Source organism: Variovorax rhizosphaerae, assembly GCF_037889975.1.
Taxonomy (GTDB): Bacteria; Pseudomonadota; Gammaproteobacteria; order Burkholderiales; family Burkholderiaceae_C; genus Variovorax; species Variovorax rhizosphaerae.
The window spans coordinates 150736-173383 of the sequence record NZ_JBBKZT010000004.1 but is presented as its reverse complement, the minus strand read 5'-3'; the positions used below and the strand labels follow the sequence as shown (position 1 = coordinate 173383).

Below are 22648 nucleotides of genomic sequence, written 5' to 3'. Positions count from 1 at the left end.
CCCCGAGGAGGAGACAACCCATGCATGAGAACCAACTACCCGCCACGCCCCGACGCTTCCAGATGTTCATCGATGGTCGCTGGACCGATGGCCATGGCAACCAGCTGACGACACGCCACAGCCCCGGCCACGGCACCCCCGTGGCGCAATGGCCCGCCGGCACGGCGCAGGATGCCAAGGACGCGATCCGCGCCGCCCGCACCGCCTTCGACACCGGCCCGTGGCCGCGCATGCCGGCGGCCGAGCGCGCCAAGGTGCTGTTCAAGGTGGCGGACCTGATCGAACAGAACGTCGACGAGTTGGGACTCATCGAATGCCTGGAAACCGGCAAGCCCATCACGCAGGCCAAGGGCGAGATCCGCGGCGCGGCGGACGTGTGGCGCTTTGCCGCGGGTGCCTCGCGCTCCATGGCGGGCGAGACGCTCAACAACCTCGGCGACCGGTTGCTCGCGCTGGTGCTGCGCCAACCGCTGGGCGTGATCGGCGTCATCACGCCGTGGAACTTCCCCTTCTTCATCCTGGCCGAGCGCCTGCCCTTCCTGCTGGCCGCCGGATGCACCGCAGTCGTCAAGCCCTCGGAAGCCACCAGCGGCACCACGCTGCGCCTCGGTGAACTGCTGCAACAGGCCGGCCTGCCCGACGGCGTGGTCAACCTCGTGAGCGGCCACGGCTCGGAAGTGGGCCAGGTCCTGCTCGACAGCGACCTCGTCGACATGGTCTCGGTCACCGGCTCGACCGGCACGGGCCGCAAGGCGATCCAGGCCTCGGTCGGCAACATCAAGAAGCTCGGGCTGGAGCTGGGCGGCAAGAACCCGCACGTCGTGTTCGCCGATGCCAACCTCGACGATGCGGCCGATGGCGTCGCCTTCGGCATGGCCTTCAACGCGGGCCAATGCTGCGTCGGCGCAAGCCGGCTCGTGGTGCATCGCTCGATCGCCGAGGTGTTCACGCAGAAGCTCGCGGCCAAGATGCGCCGCATCGTGGTCGGCGACCCGCTCGACCCGGCCACGCAAGTCGGCGCGCTGTTCGACGAGGCCCACATGCACAAGGTGCTGTCGTACATCGATGGCGGCGTGGCGCTCGGCGCGACCGTGGTGGCGGGCGGTGGACGCACCGGCTGCGAGAAGGGCAACTTCGTGCAGCCCACGCTGCTCACCAACGTGACGGCCGAGATGCCGCTGCTGCGGGACGAGATCTTCGGCCCGGTGCTGGCCGTCATCCCCTTCGACACCTTCGAGGATGCGATCCGCATCGCCAACGACACCGAGTTCGGCCTGTCCGCCTCGATCTGGACGCAGGACGTGAACCTCGCCCTGCGCGCCATGCGCGAAGTGCAGGCGGGACGTGTGTGGATCAACACGACGTTGGACAATGGCCCCGAGGCGCCGATGGGCGGCATGAAGCAATCGGGCATCGGCCGGGATGCGGGGCTGGCCGGCATCGAGGAATACACCGAAGTCAAGACGGCGCACATCAACCTGCAGCCGCGCACTCACTGGATTGGAGCAAGCGATGGACTATGACTACATCGTGGTCGGCGGCGGTTCCGCAGGCTGCGCACTCGCGGCCCGGCTGTCCGAGGATGCCGACGTCAAGGTGCTGCTGCTGGAGGCCGGTCCGCGCGACAGCAGCCCGTGGATCCACATGCCGGTCGGCTTCTACAAGATGACCGCCGGCCCCATGACCTGGGGCCTGAAGACTGCGCCGCAGAAGCATGCGATGAACCGCGAGATCCCGTATGCGCAGGCGCGTGTGCTGGGCGGTGGCGGGTCTATCAATGCGGAGGTGTTCACACGCGGTTGTGCGCAGGACTATGACGCCTGGGCCAATGACTTCGGCTGCGACGGCTGGTCCTTCGAGGAACTGCTGCCGCTGTTCCGCCGCTCGGAGGACAACGACACGCTGTCGGGGCCGCTGCACGGCATCGGCGGGCCGCTGGGTGTCTCCAACGGTGCGCCGCACCGGATGACGCAGGCTTTCGTGCAGGCCTGCCAGCAGATGGGCATGCCCTACAACCCGGACTTCAACGGCGCGACGCAGGAAGGCGCCGGCGCCTACCAGACCACGACGCGCAACGGCAAGCGCTGCTCCGCGGCGGTGGGCTACCTGCGGCCCGCGCAAGGGCGGCGCAACCTCACGGTGAAGACGGATGCGCTGATCAACCGCATCGTGATCGAAAAGGGCCGCGCGGTGGGCGTGGAAGTGATCGAGGCGGGGCGTCCCAGCGTGGTGCGTTGTGCGCGCGAGGTGCTGGTGACGTCCGGCGCGATTGGCTCGCCCAAGCTGATGCTGCTGTCTGGCATCGGCCCGGCCGAGCAGCTGCGCAAGCTCGGCATCAACGTGGTGGCCGACCAGCCCGAGGTGGGGCAGAACCTGCACGACCACTTCGGCATCGACATCGTCTATGAACTCAATGGTCCGGACAGCTTCGACAAGTACGCGAAGCCGCACTGGATGGCCTGGGCTGGCTTGCAGTACGCGCTCTTCCGGAAGGGTCCGGTGGCGTCCAACATCGTCGAGGGCGGTGCGTTCTGGTACGCCGATCGAAACGAGCCGACGCCGGACCTGCAGTTTCACTTCCTGGTCGGGGCGGGCGTGGAGGCCGGTGTGCCGAAGATCGAATCCGGCTCGGGTGTGACGCTGAACTCTTACGCCGTGCGTCCGCATGCGCGCGGCTCGGTCACGCTGACGAGCGCCGACCCGCGCGCGATGCCGGTGGTCGACCCGAACTTCCTCGGCGACGAGCGCGACGTGAAGACCTCGGTGGAAGGCGTCCGCATCAGCCGCGAGATCTTCCGGCAATCGGCGCTGGCCAAGTACATCCGCAAGGAGCACTTCCCCGGCGACCGCGTGTCGACCACGGCGGACCTCGAAGCCTATGCGCGCCAGTTCGGCCGCACGTCCTACCACCCGGTAGGAACCTGCCGCATGGGTGGCGATGTGAACTCGGTGGTGGACCCGGAACTGCGCGTGCGCGGCATCGAAGGCCTGCGCATCTGCGACAGCTCGGTGATGCCGCGGCTGATCAGTTCCAACACCAATGCGCCGTCGATCGTGATCGGGGAGAAGGCAGCGGAGTTGATCCGTGGCGGCGGTGCTGCGACTCGTCGAGCGGCCCAACCGTGGATGGCCGACGCGCGCGTGAGCGACGGCGCAGCGACTTCCCGTTCAAAAGCCCTGGAGACGATCAATTGAACCCCACGCAAAAGCGCAAGCTCGGCCGCGTCGACCTCGACGTCACCGCCTTCGGCTTTGGCACGGCACCTGTCGGCAACATCTTCCGCGCCATACCCGAGGCCGAGTCAGACGCCATGTTCGGCGCGGCCTGGGACGCGGGCGTGCGCTACTTCGACACCGCGCCGATGTACGGCCACGGACTCTCGGAACTGCGCACAGGGCAAAGCTTGCGGTGGAAGAACCGTGACGACTTCGTCCTGTCCTCCAAGGTCGGCCGGGTGCTCAAGCCCGCGCGCCGATCAGACATCAAGTTCGCCCCCTGGGTCGATGCCGCGCCGTTCACGATGCACTTCGACTACAGCTACGACGGCACGATGCGCTCCTTCGAGGACTCGCTGCAGCGGCTCGGCCTGGAGCGGATGGACATCTGCTTCATCCACGACATCGATGTCTTCACCCGCGGCACGGACCAGCCCGCGGTGTTCAAGCAGGCGATGGATGGGTGCTGGAAGGCCTTGGAGAAGCTCCGCTCCGAAGGCGTCGTCAAGGCCATCGGCGTGGGCGTCAACGAATGGCAGGTCTGCCACGAAGCGCTGCGGCAGCGCGACTTCGACTGCTTCCTGCTGGCGGGCCGCTATACCTTGCTCGAACAGGACGCGCTCGATGAATTCCTGCCCCTGTGCGAACAGCGCGGCGCTGCCGTGGTCGTCGGCGGTGGCTTCAATTCCGGCATCCTGGCGACCGGCGCGAAGCCGGGCGCCAAGTACAACTACGCGCCCGCGCCAGCGGCGATCATGAAGCGCGTGGCCGACATCGAGGAAGTCTGCGCGCAGTACCAGGTGCCGTTGCCGGCCGTAGCACTGCAGTTCGTGGTGGCGCATCCGGCCATTCCGTCCTTCATTGCCGGCACGCGCACCGTCGAGCAGCTGGAGCAGAACCTGCGCTGGTTCTCGCATCCGATTCCTCCCGAGCTCTGGCGCGACTTGAAGCGCAAGGGGTTGCTGCGCGAAGACGCCCCCGTGCCTGCCGCCTGAATCCAGGCACTGCACATCGCGTGAACACCTGACGCCCTGAGCGGCGTGCGGGTGCACTACGCCTTGGCATCGCCAGCAGCGCCCTGCGCACCGTGCACGGATTGGCCAGAGCGGCAGCCACGAAGAGTCGGTTGCCATTCTGGCCATCGCGAGCGCGATGTTCACCAAGGCAGGACAGCTTTCCCAGAGTCGTTGGAGTTCCGAGCACCATGGACAAGTCAGATCGAAAAATTCTTGAAGCGCTTCAGGAGGATGCCTCCATACCGCTGGCTGAACTGGCGGATCGCGTCGGCTTGACTGCCACGCCTTGCTGGCGTCGCGTGCAGCGCCTGGAAGAGAAGGGATGGATCAGCAAACGGGTCGCGCTCCTGAATCCGATGCACCTGAACCTCGGTGTCACGGTGTTCGTTTCGATCAGGACCAATTCCCACGACATGAAGTGGCTTGCTGCATTTCACGGGCTGGTCTCAGCCATTCCGGAAGTCGTCGACTTCTACCGACTGGCCGGACAGGCCGACTACCTGCTGCGCGTTGTGGTCCCGGATATCGCAGCCTACGACCGCGTCTACAAGCGACTGATCAGTGGCTCCGAGCTTGCGGACGTGACGTCGAGCTTCGCGATGGAGAAGATCAAGTCGACCACCAAGCTTCCCCTGGACTACGCGTAGTCGCGCGTCTTGTGCCGATCGAATGCGCAAGTCGGGATTCAACTGCGAAAAGGCTGAAAAGTGGAATTCACTTGCGCATGGCAGGCATCTCCCGCCTCACTTTGCAAGTTGCTTCCCTCGATGCAAATCCAGAATTGTTTGCATGACATCACCCACTCTTGCCCCTCGAAAAAATGCCTGCGAAGTCGACACCCGACTGGTGCATGCGGGGCGCGACCCTTCCGCATTCGGCGGCCTGGTGAACATCCCGATCTGCCGCGGATCGACGATCCTGTCCACCTCCCTGGAGGAATGGATCGAGCGCAAGCAGCCGGGCAATCCGATGGCCAGCTATGGCCGCTTCGGAACGGCCACCACACGCGCCTTTGAGGCTGCGATCTCGGAGCTGGAGGGCGGGCGTGCGGCCATCGTCTATCCGTCCGGCCTGGCTGCTTGCACGAATGCATTGCTCTGCCTGACGCGGCCTGGCGATCATGTGCTCATCACCGACAGCGTCTACGGGCCGACGCGTCAGTTCGCCGAGCGCGTACTCACGCGAATGGGCATCGAGATCGAGTTCTTCGACCCTCTCATCGGCGGGGAAATCCGTCACCTGATGCGCCCTCGAACCCGGGTGATCTTTCTCGAATCACCAGGTTCGATGACCTTCGAGGTGCAGGACGTCAGCGCAATCGCGCACGAAGCCAGGCTGCGCGATGCCTTCGTCGTCATGGACAACACCTGGGCCTCCCCGATCTTCTTCAAGCCCCTGCAGCACGGCGCCGACATTTCGATCCAGGCGGCCACGAAGTACATCGTCGGCCACTCGGACGCGCTGCTGGGTGTTGCAACGGCCAATGCGCGGGCCTGGGACCTGCTGCGCGAGGGTGCCCACGACTTCGGGCAGACGGCGGGCCCCGACGACATCAACCTGGCGCTGCGCGGCCTGCGAAGCCTGGCCATTCGACTCCGGCAGCATCACCACAACGGACTTCGCCTGGCCGAAGCGCTCGCATCCCATCGAGGCGTTGCGCGCGTGCTGCATCCAGGGCTCGCGACGGACCCCGGTCATGCGCTCTGGAAGCGCGATTTCAGTGGCGCAAGCGGCCTTTTCGGCCTCGTCCTGAAGCCGCTGTCACACGCGCAAAAGTCCTGCTTCTTCTCTCGCCTGGAGCTCTTCGGTATCGGTCTTTCCTGGGGCGGCTACGAAAGCCTCGCGCTGCCGGTGGACACGCCGCCACGGAAGCTGCGCAAGTTCCATCCGGAGGAGTCGATCGTGCGGATTCATGCCGGACTCGAGAACGTCGACGACTTGATTGAAGACATCACCCATGCGCTGGACCATGTCCTTGCCATCTGAGGATCCGTCCGACGCTGTCCATCCATCGGCCTTCGCAAGCAATCCCTGCCCACATCCCGCCCCTGTTCCCAAAATTCATATCAAGAGGAGATCCACATGATTCGACTGCGCTTGCTCAATTTGCTTTGTGCCCTGGCAATGATTGGCATCACGATGCCGGCCGCCTGGGCACAGGCCCCCAGCAGCCAACCCACACGCCTGGTCTCGCCCTGGGCGGCTGGCGGGCTGATCGACGCGATGGGGCGGCACTTTGCCGAGCATCTCAGCGCTCGCATGGGCACCCCCTTCTATGTTGACAACAAGCCTGGTGCCGCGGGCACCATCGCGGCGACGCTGGTTGCAAAGGGGCCTTCCGACGGCAAGCAACTCATGCTCACCACGGGCGCTGCCATTTCGATTGCGCCGCATCTGCGCCCTGGGCTGAAATACAACCCGCTCACCGACTTTGCATTCATCGGCATGATCGCCGACCTGCCGATGTCCATCTCGGTTCGAAGCGACAGCCCCTATCAGACGCTGGCGGATGTGATCAAGGACGCCAAGGCGCGCCCAGGCAAGGTTTCGATGGCCAACACTGGCGTTGGATCAATCACGCACCTGACGGCGGAGCTCTTCGGTCAGGCCGTCGGGGCGAGCTTCCTGCACGTTCCTTACCAGGGCCCCACCCAGCAGTTCCAGGATTTGATGGGCGGCCAGGTGGATCTGGTCATGACCAGCTCGATTGGCCTGGAGCCATTCGTCGCATCCAGGAAAGTGCGAGCGCTCGGTACGTTCACGCGTGAGCGCCTCGCCAGTTCGGGCATGGCGCCGACGGTCTCCAAGGCCACGGGCATCCGTGGGCTGGATCTTCCCGTGTGGTTGGGGGTGATGGCGAATTCACAGACCTCACCCCAGTTGCTGGACAAGCTCGCCGCCGAATTTCTCGCGATCTGCAAACTTCCCGAGACACAGGAAAAGTTCAAGGAAGTCGCCGTCTGTGGAAATGCCAAGGAGTTCGAGAAGGTGGTGCGCGACGACTACAAGCGCTGGGGCGAAATCATTCGTACCGCCGACATTCCTCCCCAGAACTGAAGTGCGCCCCGAACCATTACCCACACACGGCCAGACCATCATGACCCAGACCGCATCCATGACAAAAATGCAGCGATTCCACGCAGCACTCCGGGACGACGACGTTGACCATGTGCCTTGCACGGCCTGGATGCACTACGTGACCGAGACGCTCGGCGGTACGGAGCACGCCATGCGTCACGCGCGCTGGGTGCGCGATTGCAATTGGGACATCTGCAAGGTGGTCAACGATTTCCACTACCCGTTTCCGGCGGGCCTGGAAACGCTGGAGTCGGCGCAAGACATGCTTCGCTTCGAGCCGATGTCGCTGGACGAGCCCAGCTTTGCCGAAGAGATCAAGGCGATCCGCATCTTGCGAGCCGAGTTCGGGCCTGACATGCCCATCCTGATGACAACCTTCGATCCGCTGCGTCAAGTGGTCAGGCGTGCCGGCATGAGCACGATGCCGTTGATTCTTGGAAACGCCCGTGAGGCGCATCGCATGCTGGAAGCCGTGACCGACACCATGTGCCGGTACATGGACGGATTGCGCAAGGCCGGCTGTGATGGCATTCACTTCGCGACGAACAGTGCGCTGCGCCCGCCAAACCCTTTCGGATTCGATGACCGCAGCTACGAGGAGTTCGTCAAGCCCTATGAGCTTCGAATGCTGGATGCCATGGAAGGCATGGTGCGCATCATTCATCCGCATGGTGCGGGCATCGATATGCAGAGGGTGATCGACTACCCCTGTGACGCCTTCTGCGTCAGCGACCGCCTGCCTGGCAACCCGGGTTTGGCGCAGTTGCGCGAACTCACCGACAAGTGCCTCATGGGCGGCATCGACGAGAGCCAGATGTGGCAGATGACGCCTGGCGAGGTGCGTGCCCAAGTTCACCAGGCGATTGCGCAGGTGGGTCGTCGCAAGCTCATCCTTTCCCCGGGTTGCACGATTCCAGCCTGGGTGCCGGCCCATCTTCTGCAGCGGTTTCGCGAGGAATGCCTGCGCGTGTAGGGGCGCACGCAAGGGCCCGCTAGAACCGCCCCGCGGCCCGCCGAACCACCACCGGCGTCTTGGCGGGCGGCTTCTCGCCCCTGGCCGTCGACCCCGCCCGCGGCGCTCGCTTGGCAGGCTTGCGCCGGCCCTTGAGAGACTCGATCAGGGAGATGGCTTCCTTGTCGAACTTCGCGTTGTCGTCGGGCATGGGTGCCTCCGGAGGGTGCGGGGGCGAATCATACGACTGCGGGAATTTCGCCGCACGGAGGCGATGTGTCCGAGTCCGCGACGCGGTCGCTCTCCATCGTCAGGAGGGGCCATCGTTCGAACCGCCTGCATCCAGGTGCCATGAAGGCGCGTATTGCAACTGTTGCAACGCTTGCGGGCACGTTGCTCCCACCGCCGATTCGCCCGACATCCAATCTCCCGAGGAGCAAACATGAGCGAGGCAGACAACATCCAGACGGTGCAGCAGATCTACGCCGACTTCGGCCAAGGCAACGTTCCAGGCATCCTCGGTCGCCTGAGCGAGGACGTCAGCTGGATCAACGCCGGGCACGAATCGGTGCCCTATGCGCGTCGGCGCAAGGGCGTGGAGGCCGTGGCGTCCTTCTTTGTCACGCTGGGCGCCAGCGTCGAGGTTCAATCCTTCGAACCCAAGGAGTTCTTCGCCAGCGGTGACCGCGTCGTCGTGCTGGGTGCATGGGCAGGACTGGCGAAGCCGACCGGCAAGCCCTACGCCAGCGAGTGGGCGATGGCCTGGACGCTCCATGACGGCAAGGTGACTTCGTTCCAGTCGTACGAAGACACCCACACCCTCGCGATGGCCTTCGGCAGCACGGCCTGAGTTCAGGGCACGGTGCACGCCATTGCCGCAGCGAGTTGCGCACCAGCGCGTGCGTGGTGCGCGCACCAAACTGCGGCTGCCGCACCAGGAAGAAGCCAATTGGGCACCGTTATTGCTTTCGGCATGGTCCATGCGCCGGCGGAAGGCTGGCAATGCACCACTCTCAAGCAGTATCGGTACCAAACTTTCATGGATGCACTACATCGGGGCGCGGACGCGCTGTTCATTCTTCTCGGCGCGATCATGGTCCTGGCGATGCACGCGGGCTTTGCCTTCCTGGAACTCGGCACGGTCCGCAAGAAGAACCAGGTCAATGCGCTGGTCAAGATCCTGGTCGACTTCTCCGTGTCGACCGTCGTGTACTTCCTGGTCGGCTACGGGGTCGCCTATGGCGCGCACTTCTTCGTCGGTGCCGAGGATCTGGCGAAGCAGAACGGCTATGAGCTGGTGAAGTTCTTCTTCCTGCTGACCTTCGCCGCCGCCATTCCCGCGATCATTTCGGGCGGCATCGCGGAACGTGCGAAGTTCTGGCCGCAACTCATCGCGACGGCGGTCATCGTCGGGCTGGTGTACCCCTTGTACGAAGGCATCGCCTGGAACAAGGCGTTCGGCATCCAGGGCTGGATCGAATCGACGACCGGGCACGCGTTCCATGACTTCGCGGGCTCCGTGGTCGTGCATGCGGTGGGCGGGTGGCTCGCGCTGCCGGCGGTGCTGCTGCTCGGCGCCCGCCGCAACCGCTATCGCGGCGACGGATCGCTCAGCGCGCATCCGCCATCGAACATCCCCTTCCTGGCACTCGGTGCATGGGTGCTGTGCGTCGGCTGGTTCGGCTTCAACGTGATGAGCGCGCAGAGCATCGACAAGATCTCCGGACTGGTGGCGGTCAACTCGCTGATGGCGATGGTGGGCGGCACGCTGGTGGCGCTGGCCATGGGCAGGAACGACCCGGGCTTCGTCTACAACGGGCCGCTGGCCGGGCTGGTCGCCGTGTGCGCGGGCTCCGACCTGATGCACCCCATCGGTGCCCTCGTGGTCGGCGGCGTGGCGGGTGCGATCTTCGTCTACATGTTCACGCTGACGCAGAACAAGTGGAAGGTCGACGACGTGCTGGGCGTCTGGCCTCTGCATGGCCTGTGCGGCACTTGGGGCGGCATCGCGGCCGGCATCTTCGGCCAGCAGGCGCTGGGCGGGATCGGCGGTGTCAGCCTGGTCGCGCAACTGATCGGCGTGGCGATCGGCGTCGCCTGGGCCTTCGGGGCCGGCGTGGTCGTCTACGGCGCGCTGAAGCGCACGATGGGCCTGCGGATGTCGCAGGAAGAGGAATACGACGGCGCCGACCTGTCGATCCACCACATCAGCGCCACGCCGGAGCGCGAAGTCAACTGGTGACGGCGCGACGTCGTTGTCGCGCTTGTTCGGCGGCTGCCGCCTCATGGCCGAGCGCCATTTCGCCTCGTGGGCCGGGGCAAGCCAGGTCGGCCGTCACGCAGCGAAGTCGCCTCAGTCCCGGCGGCTGCCGATGCTGACCTGATCAACAAACCCGCGCCAGCGCACCGCCCGCTCGGCGCTACGACGCCAAATGCCGCGGGCTGGGCCTCCCAAGCCCGCTTAGAGACCCGGCGCCGCCCCGCACATCGACTTGCGGACGGAAGCAACTGCAAAAGCGCGCCCCACTTCAAATAACCAACAGGTTACTAGGCTAAACCCTATGGACGAAGCCCTTCCACAGTAGAACAATAACCATCCAGTTAGTTACATCCCAAGTGAACACCCTCTAACTTCAAGGAGACACCAGCATGGCCTTCATCAAGAACTACATCGACCAGCAAATCACGCGCCGCCGCGACTTCCTGTTGGCCAGCGCCTACGGCCTAGTCGGCGTGGCCGCCGCCAGCAACCCGCTCGCGGCCTTCGCCCAGGCGCAAGGCAAGCCGGCCGTCGCCTGGAGCTACCGCGACCGCAACAACCCGTACTGGCGCGCCATTGCCTCCGGCGGCGAATCCTTCGTCGAGAGCGTCGGCATGAAGAAGTCCGAGATGGTCCACCTGCTCAACAACGGCAGCTCGCAGAAGTCGCTGTCGGACATCCAGGCCTTCCTGTCGAAGTCCGGTGGCAAGGCCGCGATCGCTTGCGATGCCAACGATGCGCCCAACTGCCGCCCCATCGTCGAGGCGGTGAAGAAGGCCGGCGCTTTCGTCTCGACCATCTGGAACAAGCCGGACGACCTGCATCCCTGGGACTTCGGCGATGCCTGGGTCTCGCACATGACCTGGTCCGACGAAGGCCCGGCCGAGCAGACCGCCCGCGCCCTGTTCACCGCCATGGGCGGCAAGGGCGGCGTCGTCGGCGTGGGTGGCATCGCTGCCAACAACCCGGCCATCGAGCGCCTGAACGGCATGAAGAAGGCGCTGAAGGATTTCCCTGGCATCACGCTGCTCGACTACCAGCCGGGCGACTGGTCCACGCAGAAGGCCAACCAGGTCATGTCGGGCTTTCTCACCCGCTTCGGCGACAAGATCGGCGGCGTGTTCTGCGCCAACGACTCGATGGCCTACGGCGTGCTGGAAGCGCTCAAGGCCGAGGGCCGCAAGGTGCCGGTGGTCGGCTACGACGGCAGCCCGGAAGCGATCGACCTGGTCGTCAAGGGCGACCTGCTCGCCACCGTGTTCACCAACCCGCATTGGGGCGGTGGCATCACCGCGGCGCTCGCCTACTACGCGGCCATCGGCAAATTCAAGCCCTCGGCAGAGCCCAAGGAACATCGCGAGTTCTACGGCCCCTCGATCGTCGTCACGCAGAAGGACGCGGCCGACTTCAAGAAGAAGTACATCAGCAGCACGCCGAAGTACGACTGGACCAACTTCTGGGGCACCTCGGGCGGCCAGATCAAGTACGGGGCCAAGGCGTGATCGCGCAACTCGACGCCTCGGGGCCGCCGCGCGCGGGCGCCAAGGATGCCGCCACGACGCCTGCGCGTCCTGTGAAAGCGACGCGCTCCGTGTCGTGGATGCAATGGGCGCCGGCCCTGGTGCTCGTCGCGCTGGTGCTGGGCTTCGCGGTGGCCAACCCGAAGTTCATGACGCTGGCCAACTTCGCACGCATCGCGATCTCGGCCGCACCGGCGCTGATGGTCGCCGTGGGTGTGACCTTCATCATCGTGATGGGCTCCATCGACCTGTCGATGGAAGGCACCATCTCCACCGCCGCGGTGCTGTTCGCGCTGATGTTCAAGGCCCTGGGCGGTGAGATGGCCGGCTGGGGCTGGCTGGCGATCCTGGGTGCACTCGCAGTGGGCGCGGCGATCGGCCTGGTCAACGGGCTGGTGCACGTCAAGCTCAGTATCCCGTCCTTCATGTCGACGCTGGCGATCGGCTTTGTCGGCATGGGCCTGTCGGTGGTGCTGACGGGTGGCGACATCCTGCGCGTGGACGACGACCTGTTCCGCGCGCTGATCTTCGTGCGCATCGGCGGCTTTCCGCTGATGGTGTTCGTCGCCATCGCGCTGGTGTTCGTGGCCTGGTTCATCCAGCGCAAGACGATCCTCGGGCGGCACTTCTATGCGGTGGGCGGCGGCGAGGACCTGGCGCATGCGAGTGGCCTCCACGTCAAGCGCGTGCGCATCATGGGCTTCATGCTGGCGGGTGTGTTCTATGCGCTGGCCGCGATCTTCGCGGTGGCCAAGGGCGGCATGGCGGAATCGCTGACGGGGTCGAACTTCATGTTCGCGTCCATCACGGCGGTGGTCATCGGCGGCACCTCGCTGATGGGTGGCAGCGGCGGCGTGTGGAACGCGGTCGTCGGCGTGCTGATCGTCAGCGTCATCAACAACGGCATGGTGGTCGTGGGCCTGCCCAACTACCTGCAGGACGGCGTGCTCGGCGTGCTGGTCATCCTCTCGGTCGCACTGGCGATCAACCGCAAGTCGCAAACCCTCGTGAAGTGAGAACGCCATGCTTGAATTCAAGAAAGTGGAGAAGCGCTTCCCGGGTGTGCATGCGCTCAAGGGCATCGACTTCCGGATCGAGCGCGGCGAGATCGTGGGGCTCGTGGGCGAGAACGGCGCGGGCAAGTCAACGCTGATGAAGGTGCTCTACGGCGCCTACCAGCACGACGGCGGCGAGGTGCTCATCGACGGCAAGCCGGTTGCCTTCGCCAACCCGCGCGAGGCGATGCTGAAGGGCATCGGCATGGTGTTCCAGGAACAATCGCTGATCCCGAACCTCTCGGTGATGGAGAACATCTTCCTCGGCTTCGAGCAGCGCTTCGTGCGCTGGGGCGTCGTCAACTGGAAGAAGATGGCCGCGGCGGCGCGCGTGCAACTGGCCAAGGTGGAACTGGACATCGATCCGGCCATGCCGCTGGCCAAGCTGTCTTTCGCGCAGCGCCAGCTGGTCGAACTGGCCAAGGTGATGGCGCTGGAGGAACGCGTCGAAGGCGACCTGGTGATCCTGCTGGACGAGCCGACATCGGTGCTCGCGAAGGATGAAGTGCAACTGCTGTTCCGCCTGATCCGTCGGCTGCGTGCGCGGGCATCGTTCATCTTCGTCTCGCACCGCATGGACGAGGTCATCGACATCTCCGACCGTATCTACGTGATGAAGGACGGCGCAGTGGTCGATGTGGTCGACGGCAGCACCGCGGTGGCCAGCAGCATCCAGGAAAAGATGGTCGGCCGCGAGATCAGCACGGCCTACTACCGCGAGGAAAAGCAGAAGCCTTGCACCGACGACGTGCTGGTCGAGGCCGAGGGTCTCTGCCACGCCGGCAAGTACGAGGACATCAGCTTCCGGCTGCGTCGCGGGGAGGTGCTGAGCCTGGTCGGCGTGGAAGGCTCGGGTGGCGAGGAGATCATGCGCACGGTGTTCGGCCTGGAGAAGCCGACCGGCGGCACGCTGCGCATCAAGGGCAAGGCGGTGCGGCGCTTCAACGCGGCCAACGCGGTGAGGCATGGCATCGGCTACATCCCGCGCGAACGCAAGATCGAAGGCATCGTGGGCGGCATGTCGGTGTTCGAGAACATGACGCTTTCGCAGATGCGCAACTACAGCCGCGGCGGCGTGCTCAAGCGCGCTGCCGAACGCGCCACCGCGCAGCAGTGGGTGAAGCGGCTGGAGATCAAGACGCCATCGGTCGATGCCAATGCGGGCAAGCTCTCGGGCGGCAACCAGCAGAAAGTGGTGATCTCCAAGTGGCGCAGCAGCGGCTCGGACGTGATCCTGCTCGACCATCCCACGCGCGGCGTCGACATCGGCGCCAAGGAGCACATCTACGACGTCATCCGCGAGATGTGCGACGACGGCTGCGGCGTGCTGCTGATGGCCGACACGCTGGAAGAGGCGATCGGCCTCTCCCACACCATCGCCGTGCTGCGCGATGGCAAGGTGCAGCAGTGGTTCGACTGCGTGCCGGGCCAAAAGCCTTCCCTGTTCGACCTCGTCCATCACATGACCTGAAGAGCCCGCCATGAACCTCGAAAAACTCCGCCCTCACCTGCCTTGGCTGACGCTGCTGGCGCTCACGCTGGCGGTGAGCGCCATCAACCCCGGCTTCCTGCTGCCGTCCAACCTGTTGCAGATGACGGCCGACGTGTCGACGCTGTTCGTGATGGCGCTGGGCATCACGCTGGTGATCTTCATCGGCGGCATCGACCTGTCGGCGCAGTCGGTGGCGAACATGACGACGGTGCTGGCGACGCTGTCGCTGCCCTTCCTCGGCGTGTGGTCGGCCATCGGCGTGGTGGTGGCGGGTGCGCTGATGGGCTTCGTGTCGGGCTATGCCTCGACGCGGCTGAAGGTGCCTTCCTTCATCTCGACGCTGGCGATCGGCGGCATCGCGCTGTCGATTGCGCAATACGCCTCCGGGCAGCGCGCGATCTTCATGGACGCGGGGATGCGCGAGCAGGCTTTCGGCTGGGTCACCGCGAGCACGGCGGGTGTGCCGCATGAGGTGCTGATTGCGGGTGCGCTGTTGGCGGTGATGCTGTTCGTCGAACGCCGCACCACCTTCGGCCGTGCGCTGAAGGCGATCGGTGCCGGCGAGCCCGCGGCGGCGGCTTCGGGGCTCAACGTGGACCGCTACAAGATCGCGGTCTACACGCTGTCAGGGCTGATCGCGGCTTTCGCGGGGCTGCTGTTCTCGGTGAAGCTGGCGGGCGGCGCGCCCAACCTGGCCGAGGGCTTCCTGCTGCCGGCCATCGTCGCGGTGCTGATCGGCGGCACGCCACTCACGGGGGGTGTCGGCGGGGTGCTCAACACATTGATCGGCGCACTGATCGTGGCGGTGATCCGCACCGGCATGGTCTACCTGGAAGTGCCCGCGACGGCGCAGCAGATCGTGTTCGGCATCGTGCTGACCGTGGCGATCGCGCTGACCATCGACCGCAGCAAGCTGGCGACCGTCAAGTAACCGCCGCGTGCATTCGGGCCGGCCTTGCCCTAACATCGCACCCTCTTCCACACACGAACAAGCGACAAGGCGACGATCCATGGGCGAAAAGATGCCATTCCGCGCACGCGACCCGGAGGCCACCAGGGCCGACATCCTGGCGGCCGCAAAAGTCGAGTTCGCGAAGCTCGGCCTGGGCGGTGCACGGGTCGACGTGATTGCGGAGATGTCGGGCGCCAACAAGCGGATGATCTACCACTACTTCGGTGGCAAGGAGCAACTGTTCGAGGCCGTGCTGGAAGAGGCGTACGTCGGCATCCGCGGCAGCGAGCAGGGCCTGGGGCTGGAGGCCACGCCGCCGGTCGAGGCGCTGAAGAAGCTGGTCGAATTCACCTGGCAGTACTACCTCGACAACCCCGAGTTCATCACACTGGTCAACAGCGCCAACCTGCACGAGGCGAAACACATCGCCGGCAACAAGCAACTCCGCAAACTGCAGAAGGCGTACGTCGACAGCGTCGACGAGATCCTGCAGCGCGGCATCGCCGAGGGCGTGTTCCGCCGCGACATCGACGCCACGCAGTTGTGCATCACCATCGCCGCGATCGCCTTCTACTACCTCAACAACCGCCACACCGGGCAGGTGCTGTTCGGCTTCAACTTCGTGAGCCGCGATTCGCTGGCCACGCGCTTCAAGTTCAACATGGACACGATCCTTCGGCTGGTGCTCGTCAACCCGGACAAGGCGTAGCGAGCTGCCGCAGCACGATTCAGGATTGGCGGCGACGTCCACTGTCTGCCAGACCCCACCGCCCGCGGGCTTGAAACGGCCGGTCACGACGCCCCTTCCGGCGCGGCCTATCATCGCGGGCTCATCTGAGGACTCCGCATGACATCCACCACCACCAGCTACCCCGACACCCGCCTCCTGATCGCCAACGAATGGGTCGACGCCGCCAGCGGCAAGACCATCGACGTCATCAACCCGGCCACCGGCAAGCCCATCGGCAAGGTCGCCCACGCCGGCATCGCCGACCTGGACCGCGCCCTGGCCGCCGCGCAGAGCGGCTTCGAAAAGTGGCGCAAGACCCCCGCCAACGAACGCGCCATCATCATGCGCAAGGCCGCAGGCCTGTTGCGCGAGCGCGCCGGCGACATCGGCCGCATCCTGACGCAGGAACAAGGCAAGCCCTATGTCGAAGCGCGCGGCGAAGCCACCGCCGGCGCCGACATCATCGAATGGTTCGCCGACGAAGGCCGCCGCCTCTATGGCCGCATCGTGCCCTCGCGCAACCTCAATGCCTCGCAACTGGTGATGAAGGAAGCCATCGGCCCCGTCGCCGCCTTCACGCCGTGGAACTTCCCGATCAACCAGATCGTGCGCAAGATCGGCGCTGCGCTGGCCAGCGGCTGCTCCTTCCTCTGCAAGGCGCCGGAAGAAACGCCCGCCTCGCCCGCCGCGCTGATGCAGTGCTTCGTCGACGCGGGCATTCCGCCCGGCGTGGTCGGCCTGGTGTACGGCGATCCGGCCGAGATCTCCGGCTACCTGATCCCGCACCCGATCATCCGCAAGGTGACCTTCACCGGCTCGACGCCCGTGGGCAAGCAGCTGGCCTCGCTGGCCGGCCTGCACATGAAGCGCGCGACGATGGAACTGGGCGGCCACGCACCGGTGATCGTCGCGGCCGACGCGGACATCACATTGGCCGTGAAGGCCGCCGGCGGCGCCAAGTTCCGCAACGCCGGCCAGGTCTGCATCTCGCCGACGCGCTTCCTCGTGCACAACAGCATCCGCGCCGAATTCGCCAAGGCGCTTGCCACGCAGACCGAACGCCTCAAGCTCGGCGACGGCCTGCTGGAAGGCACCACGCTCGGCCCGCTCGCCAATGCCCGCCGCATCACCGCGATGGATAAGATCCTGGCCGACGCCCGCAAGTCCGGCGCCAAGGTGCTGACCGGCGGCGAACGCGTGGGCACGGACGGCAACTTCTTTGCACCGACCGTGCTGGACGAAGTGCCGCTGGAAGCCGACGTGTTCAACAACGAGCCCTTCGGCCCGATCGCTGCCATCCGCGGCTTCGATTCGCTCGAGGAAGCCATCGCCGAAGCCAACCGCCTGCCCTTCGGCCTGGCCGGCTACGCGTTCACGCAGTCGATCAAGAACGCGCACATCCTGGCGCAGCAGGTGGAAGTCGGCATGCTGTGGATCAACCAGCCCGCCGCGCCCACGCCTGAAATGCCGTTTGGCGGCATGAAGGATTCGGGCTACGGCTCGGAAGGTGGGCCGGAAGCGATGGAAGGCTATGTGGTGACCAAGGCCGTGTCGATCATGGCGGCCTGACAAGCCTGAGAACCTGGCAAGCGCGGGGGCGGCAACGCCCTCGCGCTTTTTTGTTGGCGGCGCCGGGGCGCCGATACCGCGAGCCATCTACCGTCGCCGACCCGCCTTGGACTTGGCCTCCCCCAGCGGCAGGCGCTCCATGATCAGTTCCGCCATCGGCGACGGCGTGCGGCCCCAGAGACTGACCAAACCCATCTCCGCGCTCAGTGGCGGCAGACCGACGACGTTCACGGGCACAAGCCGTCCTTCGGCCACATCCTGCACAAACGCCGCATCCGGTCCCAGCAGCACGGAATCGCTGGCCAGTGCGATGCCCTTCAGGATGCCCACGTCGTCGCATTCCAGCGCCAGCTTCAACGACTCCGGCGACGGCAGTTCGAGCATCCGGGCCAATGCTTCGAGAACTCGGGGAGGCAGGCGGATCGACAGCAGACCGAAGGCCCACGCCTGCCTGAAGGTCACCGAAACAAGTCCCGCCAGCGGGTGGCCTTTACGCACGTAGAAGCTGCCCGGCTCACGTCGCAACGAGCGCACATGCAGGCTCGGATCCGGCGGCAGGTCGGAGATGTCAGCGACGAAGAATTCGATGTCTTCCTCGCGCAGCCGCGTCACCAGCAGCTTCCAGTTGTTGACCTCGACGCGAACATTGATGCCCGGAAACTCGCGCCGGATCGATGCCAGCAATGCCGGTATGAAAGTCGCCACCGGAAAGGGCCCGACACCGAAGGCCGTGTCGCCCAGCGCACGGCTGCGGTAGAGGTCCACGTCGCGCTCCAGGCAACGGCTGTTGTAGAGCAGTTGCCGCGCGCGCTCGATGACGAATTCCCCGGCCGGCGTGGGCACGACTTCCTGTGTGCCGCGGTCGAACAGGCGAAGCCCCAGTTCGGCCTCTGCCGCCTGGATGCTGCGCGTGAGCGCGGGCTGCGTCACATGCACATGCCCGGCGGCACGCGCGAAGCTGCGGTGTTCCGCCACCGCCACGATCTGGTTCCAGCGCCTCAGTTCCATGGCGATCCCCTTTTGAGTTCCGATGCCTTGAAGGCATCGATTTTCCATCAACTATGCATTGGACTCAATCGTCAGCAACCGGAACAATCTCCTTTTCTGACTGTTGCGCACCAGTGAATGCCGTGCGCCCCTCCAACCGAGACACCCATGAGCATTGAAGAATTTGACTATGTCGTCGTCGGCGGCGGCTCTGCCGGCTGCGTCGTCGCCTCGCGCCTGAGCGAGGACACCACCGCCACCGTTTGCCTGCTCGAAGCGGGCGGCCCGGACAAGAGCGTGTTCATCCACGCACCTGCCGGCGTGGTCGCGATGATGCCGATCCCGTTCAACAACTGGGCATTCAAGACCGTTCCGCAAAAGGGCCTCAATGGCCGCCAGGGTTACCAGCCCCGCGGCAAGGTGATGGGTGGCTCGAGCTCGACCAATGCCATGCTGTACGTGCGCGGCCACCGCTGGGACTACGACCACTGGGCATCGCTCGGCAACGCGGGATGGTCCTACGACGAGGTCCTCCCTTACTTCAAGCGCGCGGAAAACAACGAGACCTTCGGCGACGACGTCGACTATCACGGCAAGGGCGGCCCGTTCAACGTCGCCGCGCAGCGCACGCCGAGTTCGATCAACAAGGCCTTTCTCGCCGCCGCGGCGATGCGGGGCGTGCCCCACAACCCGGACTACAACGGCGCCGAGCAATTCGGCGCTTTCATGTACCAGGTGACGCAGAAGAACGGTGAGCGCCACAGCGCGGCCAAGGGCTACATCACGCCGAACCTCTCACGTGCGAACCTGACGGTGCGGACAAAGGCCTTGACGTCGCGCGTCCTGTTCGAAGGCAAGCGCGCGGTGGGCGTCGCCTACGCGGTCGGCGGCGTCGAGAAGCAGGTGCGTGCGCGTCGGGAAGTCATCCTGTCCTCCGGTGCCTTCGGCTCGCCGCAACTGCTGATGCTGTCGGGTGTGGGCCCCGCCGCCGACTTGCAACGCATGGGCATCGCCGTGGTCCACGACCTGCCTGGCGTTGGCGAGAACCTGCAGGACCACATCGACCATGTGCAGAGCTATCGCACCAGTTCGAAGCACGAGACCTTCGGCGTCTCGGCCCGTGGGGGCCTGCGCATGGCTGCCGCGATACCCGAGTGGAAGACCGAGCGCACCGGCCTGGTCACCACGAATTTCGCGGAGTCCGGCGCGTTCGTGCGTTCGTCGCCCGACATCAAGGTGCCGGACCTTCAGATGGTCTTCGTCGTTGCCGTGGTCGACGATCACAGCCGCAAGCTCCACCTGGGCCATGGCTACTCGTGCCACATCGAGGTGCTGCGCCCGTACAGCCGTGGCCATGTGAAGCTGGCCAGCCCGGACCCGCGCGCCGCGCCGTTGATCGACCCGAAATTCCTGGACGACGAGCGTGACCTGAACCTGCTGGTCAAGGGCGTGCAACTGCAGATGGACATCCTGGAAGCCAGTCCCTTCGACCCCTATCGCGGCAAGATGCTCTACCAGGTCGACCGCAACGATACGGCTGCGATCGCGCAGGACATCCGCAACCGCGCCGACACCCAATACCACCCTGTAGGCACCTGCAAGATGGGCCCCGACAGCGACCGCATGGCGGTCGTCGATGCGCAACTGCGCGTGCGCGGCGTCCACGGCCTGCGCGTGGTTGACGCCTCGATCATGCCGACCGTCTGCGGCGGCAACACCAACGCACCCACCGTGATGATCGGCGAGAAGGCCGCCGACATGATCCGCGCACAAGCCTGACAAGACATCCCGCAACAAGACATCCCCGGACATGAAAACCATTCACAGAACCCTCATCGCCTCGCTCATCGCCACGGCCTTCATCCCGCACACCTTTGCGCAGCAACAGGACGTGGCGCCCAAGCCCGCGACGCAAGCCACCCTCCGCGCCAACCAGGCCGCCGCGCAAGCCATGACGATGGACGACAAGACCGACAACGACGAGGCCACGCGCGGCTTCGTCGCACAGTTGCCTGATCCGGTCGTCAAGGACGCCAGCGGCAAGACCGTCTGGGACGCGAACCGCTTCTCGTCCTTCATGAAGGGCAACGCGCCGGCCACCGTCAACCCCAGCCTGTGGCGCCAGGAAAAGCTCAACAACCACAGCGGCCTGTTCAAGGTCACGGACGGCATCTACCAGATCCGCGGCCTCGACCTGGCCAACATGACGCTGGTCGAAGGCAAGACCGGCTGGATCGTCATCGACCCGATCTTCACCGCCGAGATGGCCCGCACGACGCTGGCTTTCGCGATGCAGAAGTTGGGCAGCACCAAGCCCGTGGTGGCCGTGATCTACACGCACAGCCACGTCGACCATTTCGGCGGCGTGCGCGGCGTGGTCGATGAAGCCGATGTGAAGGCCGGCAAGGTGAAGATCTATGCACCCGAAGGCTTCATGGACAACGCCATCGCCGAGAACGTGCTGGCCGGCAATGCCATGTCGCGCCGCGCGACCTATCAGTTCGGTGTGGGCCTGGACCAGAACGACCGCCAGGCCGTGGGCGGCGGGCTGGGCAAGGCGCTGAGCTTCGGCAGCACCGGCATGCTGCCGCCGACCGACCTCATCACGAAGACGGGCCAGGAAGCGACCATCGATGGCGTGCGCATCGTCTTCCAGATGGCGCAGAACTCCGAGGCACCGTCGGAGATGATGTTCTATTTCCCGGACAAGAAGACCCTCTGTGCCTCGGAAGTCATCAGCAAGACCATGCACAACCTCTACACCATCCGGGGTGCCAAGGTGCGCGATGCGTTGTCGTGGAGCAAGTACATCAACTCGACGCTGGACATGTATCCGGACGCCGAAGTGGTGTTCGGCAGCCATCACTGGCCCACCTTCGGCAAGGACAACATCCGCAAGTTCCTCGTCGACCAGCGCGACACCTACCGCTTCCTCCACGACCAGGCGCTGAACCTGGCCAACAAGGGCGAGACGATGGAAGAGATCAGCAACGCCACCTTCTTCCCGAAGGGCCTGGCCGCCGATTCCAGCACGCATGGCTACTACGGCACGCTGAGCCACAACCTGCGCGCGGTGTACCAGTACTACCTCGGCTTCTATGACGCCAATCCGGCCACGCTGAACCGCCTGCCGCCCGCCGATCTTGCCAAGCGCTACGTCGCGGCCATGGGCGGCGAAGCGAAGGCACTCGAGGTTGCGCGCAAGGCCTTCGACGACGGCGACTACCGGTGGGCCGCCGAGGTGGGCAACCGCATCGTGTTTGCCAACCCCCGCAACACGGCCGCCAAGGCCCTGCAGGCCGACACGCTCGAGCAACTGGGCTACCAGTCCGAGGCCGGCACCTGGCGCAATGCCTACCTGGTGGGCGCGCGTGAACTGCGCCAGGGCGTGATCAAGCCGCCGGTCAACACGCAAGGTCCGGACGTGGTGCGCGGCATGGACAACGAACTGCTGTTCGACTTCATCGCCCTGCGCCTGGACCACGAGAAGACCGACGGCATGAAGGCCAGCATCCAGATGGAGTTCACCGACCTGAAGGAGACGTGGGCGCTGGAACTGTCGAACTCGGTACTCAACAACACCAAGGGCCGCGTGCTGAAGAATCCGGACGTCAAGCTCACGCTGACGCGACCGGCTTTCCTGGCGATGCTGCTGCAGGGCAAGAAGCTGCCGGAATTGGTCCAGGCCGAGATGGTGGCGGTCGATGGCGATCCGAAGGTGCTGGCGAGCGTGTTCGCCAACGTGGAGACCTTCGATCCTTACTTCGACATCGTGACGCCTTGAGCGCTGATCCGGCGGCTACATGGCGCCGGATCGATGG

General features: G+C 65.2%; 19 protein-coding genes. 17 read left to right on the top strand and 2 right to left on the bottom strand.

The annotated features are described in order from the left end of the window. Window positions 1–20 precede the first annotated feature (20 nt). The 7 genes from WKW82_RS10000 (at window position 21) to WKW82_RS09970 (ending at window position 8283) form a co-directional block, all read left to right on the top strand. A complete protein-coding gene (locus WKW82_RS10000) occupies window positions 21–1523 on the top strand; it encodes an aldehyde dehydrogenase family protein (protein ID WP_340342133.1) in 1503 nt (500 codons plus the stop codon). Then, on the top strand, window positions 1513–3195 hold the full coding sequence (locus tag WKW82_RS09995; RefSeq protein ID WP_340342132.1) for a GMC family oxidoreductase: 1683 nt from the start codon (window positions 1513–1515) through the stop codon (window positions 3193–3195). Before WKW82_RS10000 ends, WKW82_RS09995 begins: the two co-directional genes overlap by 11 nt. Continuing rightward, window positions 3192–4211: an aldo/keto reductase gene (locus tag WKW82_RS09990; protein ID WP_340342131.1), complete on the top strand. Its 1020-nt coding sequence runs from the start codon at window positions 3192–3194 to the stop codon at window positions 4209–4211. Before WKW82_RS09995 ends, WKW82_RS09990 begins: the two co-directional genes overlap by 4 nt. A gap of 209 nt (window positions 4212–4420) precedes the next feature. Next, window positions 4421–4879 (top strand): Lrp/AsnC family transcriptional regulator, encoded by a 459-nt coding sequence (locus WKW82_RS09985; RefSeq protein ID WP_340342130.1) that lies wholly within the window; start codon window positions 4421–4423, stop codon window positions 4877–4879. Window positions 4880–5021: 142 nt separating this feature from the next. Beyond that, entirely contained in the window at window positions 5022–6218 is a 1197-nt protein-coding gene (gene metC / locus WKW82_RS09980; protein WP_340342129.1) for a cystathionine beta-lyase, read from the top strand. Between the two features lie 96 nt (window positions 6219–6314). Further along, window positions 6315–7289 carry a Bug family tripartite tricarboxylate transporter substrate binding protein gene (locus WKW82_RS09975; RefSeq protein ID WP_340342128.1) on the top strand — a complete coding sequence of 325 codons (975 nt, stop codon included), beginning with the start codon at window positions 6315–6317 and terminating at the stop codon, window positions 7287–7289. A 58-nt stretch (window positions 7290–7347) separates the two neighbouring features. Beyond that, entirely contained in the window at window positions 7348–8283 is a 936-nt protein-coding gene (locus tag WKW82_RS09970) for a uroporphyrinogen decarboxylase family protein (protein WP_340342127.1), read from the top strand. 19 nt (window positions 8284–8302) lie between these two features. On the opposite strand, the gene WKW82_RS09965 is transcribed toward WKW82_RS09970, so the two are convergent. After that, window positions 8303–8473, bottom strand: coding sequence for a hypothetical protein (locus tag WKW82_RS09965; protein ID WP_340342126.1), 171 nt, complete (start codon window positions 8471–8473; stop codon window positions 8303–8305). 231 nt (window positions 8474–8704) lie between these two features. Between WKW82_RS09965 and WKW82_RS09960 the strand changes: the two genes are divergently transcribed. From WKW82_RS09960 to WKW82_RS09925, 8 genes are all read left to right on the top strand, one after another. Beyond that, a complete protein-coding gene (locus WKW82_RS09960; RefSeq protein ID WP_340342125.1) occupies window positions 8705–9112 on the top strand; it encodes a nuclear transport factor 2 family protein in 408 nt (135 codons plus the stop codon). A gap of 189 nt (window positions 9113–9301) precedes the next feature. Then, window positions 9302–10504, top strand: a complete 1203-nt coding sequence (locus tag WKW82_RS09955) for an ammonium transporter (protein WP_340342124.1) — start codon at window positions 9302–9304, stop codon at window positions 10502–10504. Window positions 10505–10911: 407 nt separating this feature from the next. Beyond that, the gene (locus WKW82_RS09950) at window positions 10912–12024 is read left to right on the top strand and encodes a sugar ABC transporter substrate-binding protein (protein WP_340342123.1); all 1113 of its coding nucleotides are present in this window, start codon (window positions 10912–10914) and stop codon (window positions 12022–12024) included. Beyond that, the gene (locus WKW82_RS09945; protein ID WP_340342122.1) at window positions 12021–13058 is read left to right on the top strand and encodes an ABC transporter permease; all 1038 of its coding nucleotides are present in this window, start codon (window positions 12021–12023) and stop codon (window positions 13056–13058) included. Before WKW82_RS09950 ends, WKW82_RS09945 begins: the two co-directional genes overlap by 4 nt. A gap of 7 nt (window positions 13059–13065) precedes the next feature. Beyond that, complete coding sequence (locus tag WKW82_RS09940) at window positions 13066–14568, top strand: sugar ABC transporter ATP-binding protein (RefSeq protein ID WP_340342121.1); 1503 nt, start codon at window positions 13066–13068, stop codon at window positions 14566–14568. A 10-nt stretch (window positions 14569–14578) separates the two neighbouring features. Next, window positions 14579–15520 (top strand): ABC transporter permease, encoded by a 942-nt coding sequence (locus WKW82_RS09935; protein WP_340342120.1) that lies wholly within the window; start codon window positions 14579–14581, stop codon window positions 15518–15520. Between the two features lie 79 nt (window positions 15521–15599). Further along, on the top strand, window positions 15600–16250 hold the full coding sequence (locus WKW82_RS09930; RefSeq protein ID WP_340342119.1) for a TetR/AcrR family transcriptional regulator: 651 nt from the start codon (window positions 15600–15602) through the stop codon (window positions 16248–16250). 138 nt (window positions 16251–16388) lie between these two features. Then, on the top strand, window positions 16389–17840 hold the full coding sequence (locus tag WKW82_RS09925) for an NAD-dependent succinate-semialdehyde dehydrogenase (protein WP_340342118.1): 1452 nt from the start codon (window positions 16389–16391) through the stop codon (window positions 17838–17840). An 87-nt stretch (window positions 17841–17927) separates the two neighbouring features. On the opposite strand, the gene WKW82_RS09920 is transcribed toward WKW82_RS09925, so the two are convergent. Continuing rightward, a complete protein-coding gene (locus WKW82_RS09920; protein ID WP_340342117.1) occupies window positions 17928–18848 on the bottom strand; it encodes a LysR family transcriptional regulator in 921 nt (306 codons plus the stop codon). 147 nt (window positions 18849–18995) lie between these two features. Here WKW82_RS09920 and WKW82_RS09915 point away from each other — a divergent pair, with 147 nt between their 5' ends. Together WKW82_RS09915 and WKW82_RS09910 are read left to right on the top strand one after the other, a co-directional pair. Further along, window positions 18996–20606: a GMC family oxidoreductase gene (locus tag WKW82_RS09915; RefSeq protein ID WP_340342116.1), complete on the top strand. Its 1611-nt coding sequence runs from the start codon at window positions 18996–18998 to the stop codon at window positions 20604–20606. A 31-nt stretch (window positions 20607–20637) separates the two neighbouring features. Next, window positions 20638–22611, top strand: coding sequence for an alkyl/aryl-sulfatase (locus WKW82_RS09910; RefSeq protein ID WP_340342115.1), 1974 nt, complete (start codon window positions 20638–20640; stop codon window positions 22609–22611). Window positions 22612–22648 lie beyond the last annotated feature (37 nt).

What these genes read in the sequence shown, in the direction of transcription:
- WKW82_RS09965 (WP_340342126.1), bottom strand. Translation starts at nt 8,473, where the DNA reads ATGCCCGACGACAACGCGAAGTTCGACAAGGAAGCCATCTCCCTGATC.
- WKW82_RS09955 (WP_340342124.1), top strand. Translation starts at nt 9,302, where the DNA reads ATGGATGCACTACATCGGGGCGCGGACGCGCTGTTCATTCTTCTCGGC.
- WKW82_RS09940 (WP_340342121.1), top strand. Translation starts at nt 13,066, where the DNA reads ATGCTTGAATTCAAGAAAGTGGAGAAGCGCTTCCCGGGTGTGCATGCG.
- WKW82_RS09925 (WP_340342118.1), top strand. Translation starts at nt 16,389, where the DNA reads ATGACATCCACCACCACCAGCTACCCCGACACCCGCCTCCTGATCGCC.
- WKW82_RS09930 (WP_340342119.1), top strand. Translation starts at nt 15,600, where the DNA reads ATGGGCGAAAAGATGCCATTCCGCGCACGCGACCCGGAGGCCACCAGG.
- metC (WP_340342129.1), top strand. Translation starts at nt 5,022, where the DNA reads ATGACATCACCCACTCTTGCCCCTCGAAAAAATGCCTGCGAAGTCGAC.
- WKW82_RS09985 (WP_340342130.1), top strand. Translation starts at nt 4,421, where the DNA reads ATGGACAAGTCAGATCGAAAAATTCTTGAAGCGCTTCAGGAGGATGCC.
- WKW82_RS10000 (WP_340342133.1), top strand. Translation starts at nt 21, where the DNA reads ATGCATGAGAACCAACTACCCGCCACGCCCCGACGCTTCCAGATGTTC.
- WKW82_RS09950 (WP_340342123.1), top strand. Translation starts at nt 10,912, where the DNA reads ATGGCCTTCATCAAGAACTACATCGACCAGCAAATCACGCGCCGCCGC.
- WKW82_RS09935 (WP_340342120.1), top strand. Translation starts at nt 14,579, where the DNA reads ATGAACCTCGAAAAACTCCGCCCTCACCTGCCTTGGCTGACGCTGCTG.
- WKW82_RS09920 (WP_340342117.1), bottom strand. Translation starts at nt 18,848, where the DNA reads ATGGAACTGAGGCGCTGGAACCAGATCGTGGCGGTGGCGGAACACCGC.
- WKW82_RS09915 (WP_340342116.1), top strand. Translation starts at nt 18,996, where the DNA reads ATGAGCATTGAAGAATTTGACTATGTCGTCGTCGGCGGCGGCTCTGCC.
- WKW82_RS09910 (WP_340342115.1), top strand. Translation starts at nt 20,638, where the DNA reads ATGAAAACCATTCACAGAACCCTCATCGCCTCGCTCATCGCCACGGCC.
- WKW82_RS09995 (WP_340342132.1), top strand. Translation starts at nt 1,513, where the DNA reads ATGGACTATGACTACATCGTGGTCGGCGGCGGTTCCGCAGGCTGCGCA.
- WKW82_RS09960 (WP_340342125.1), top strand. Translation starts at nt 8,705, where the DNA reads ATGAGCGAGGCAGACAACATCCAGACGGTGCAGCAGATCTACGCCGAC.
- WKW82_RS09975 (WP_340342128.1), top strand. Translation starts at nt 6,315, where the DNA reads ATGATTCGACTGCGCTTGCTCAATTTGCTTTGTGCCCTGGCAATGATT.
- WKW82_RS09970 (WP_340342127.1), top strand. Translation starts at nt 7,348, where the DNA reads ATGACAAAAATGCAGCGATTCCACGCAGCACTCCGGGACGACGACGTT.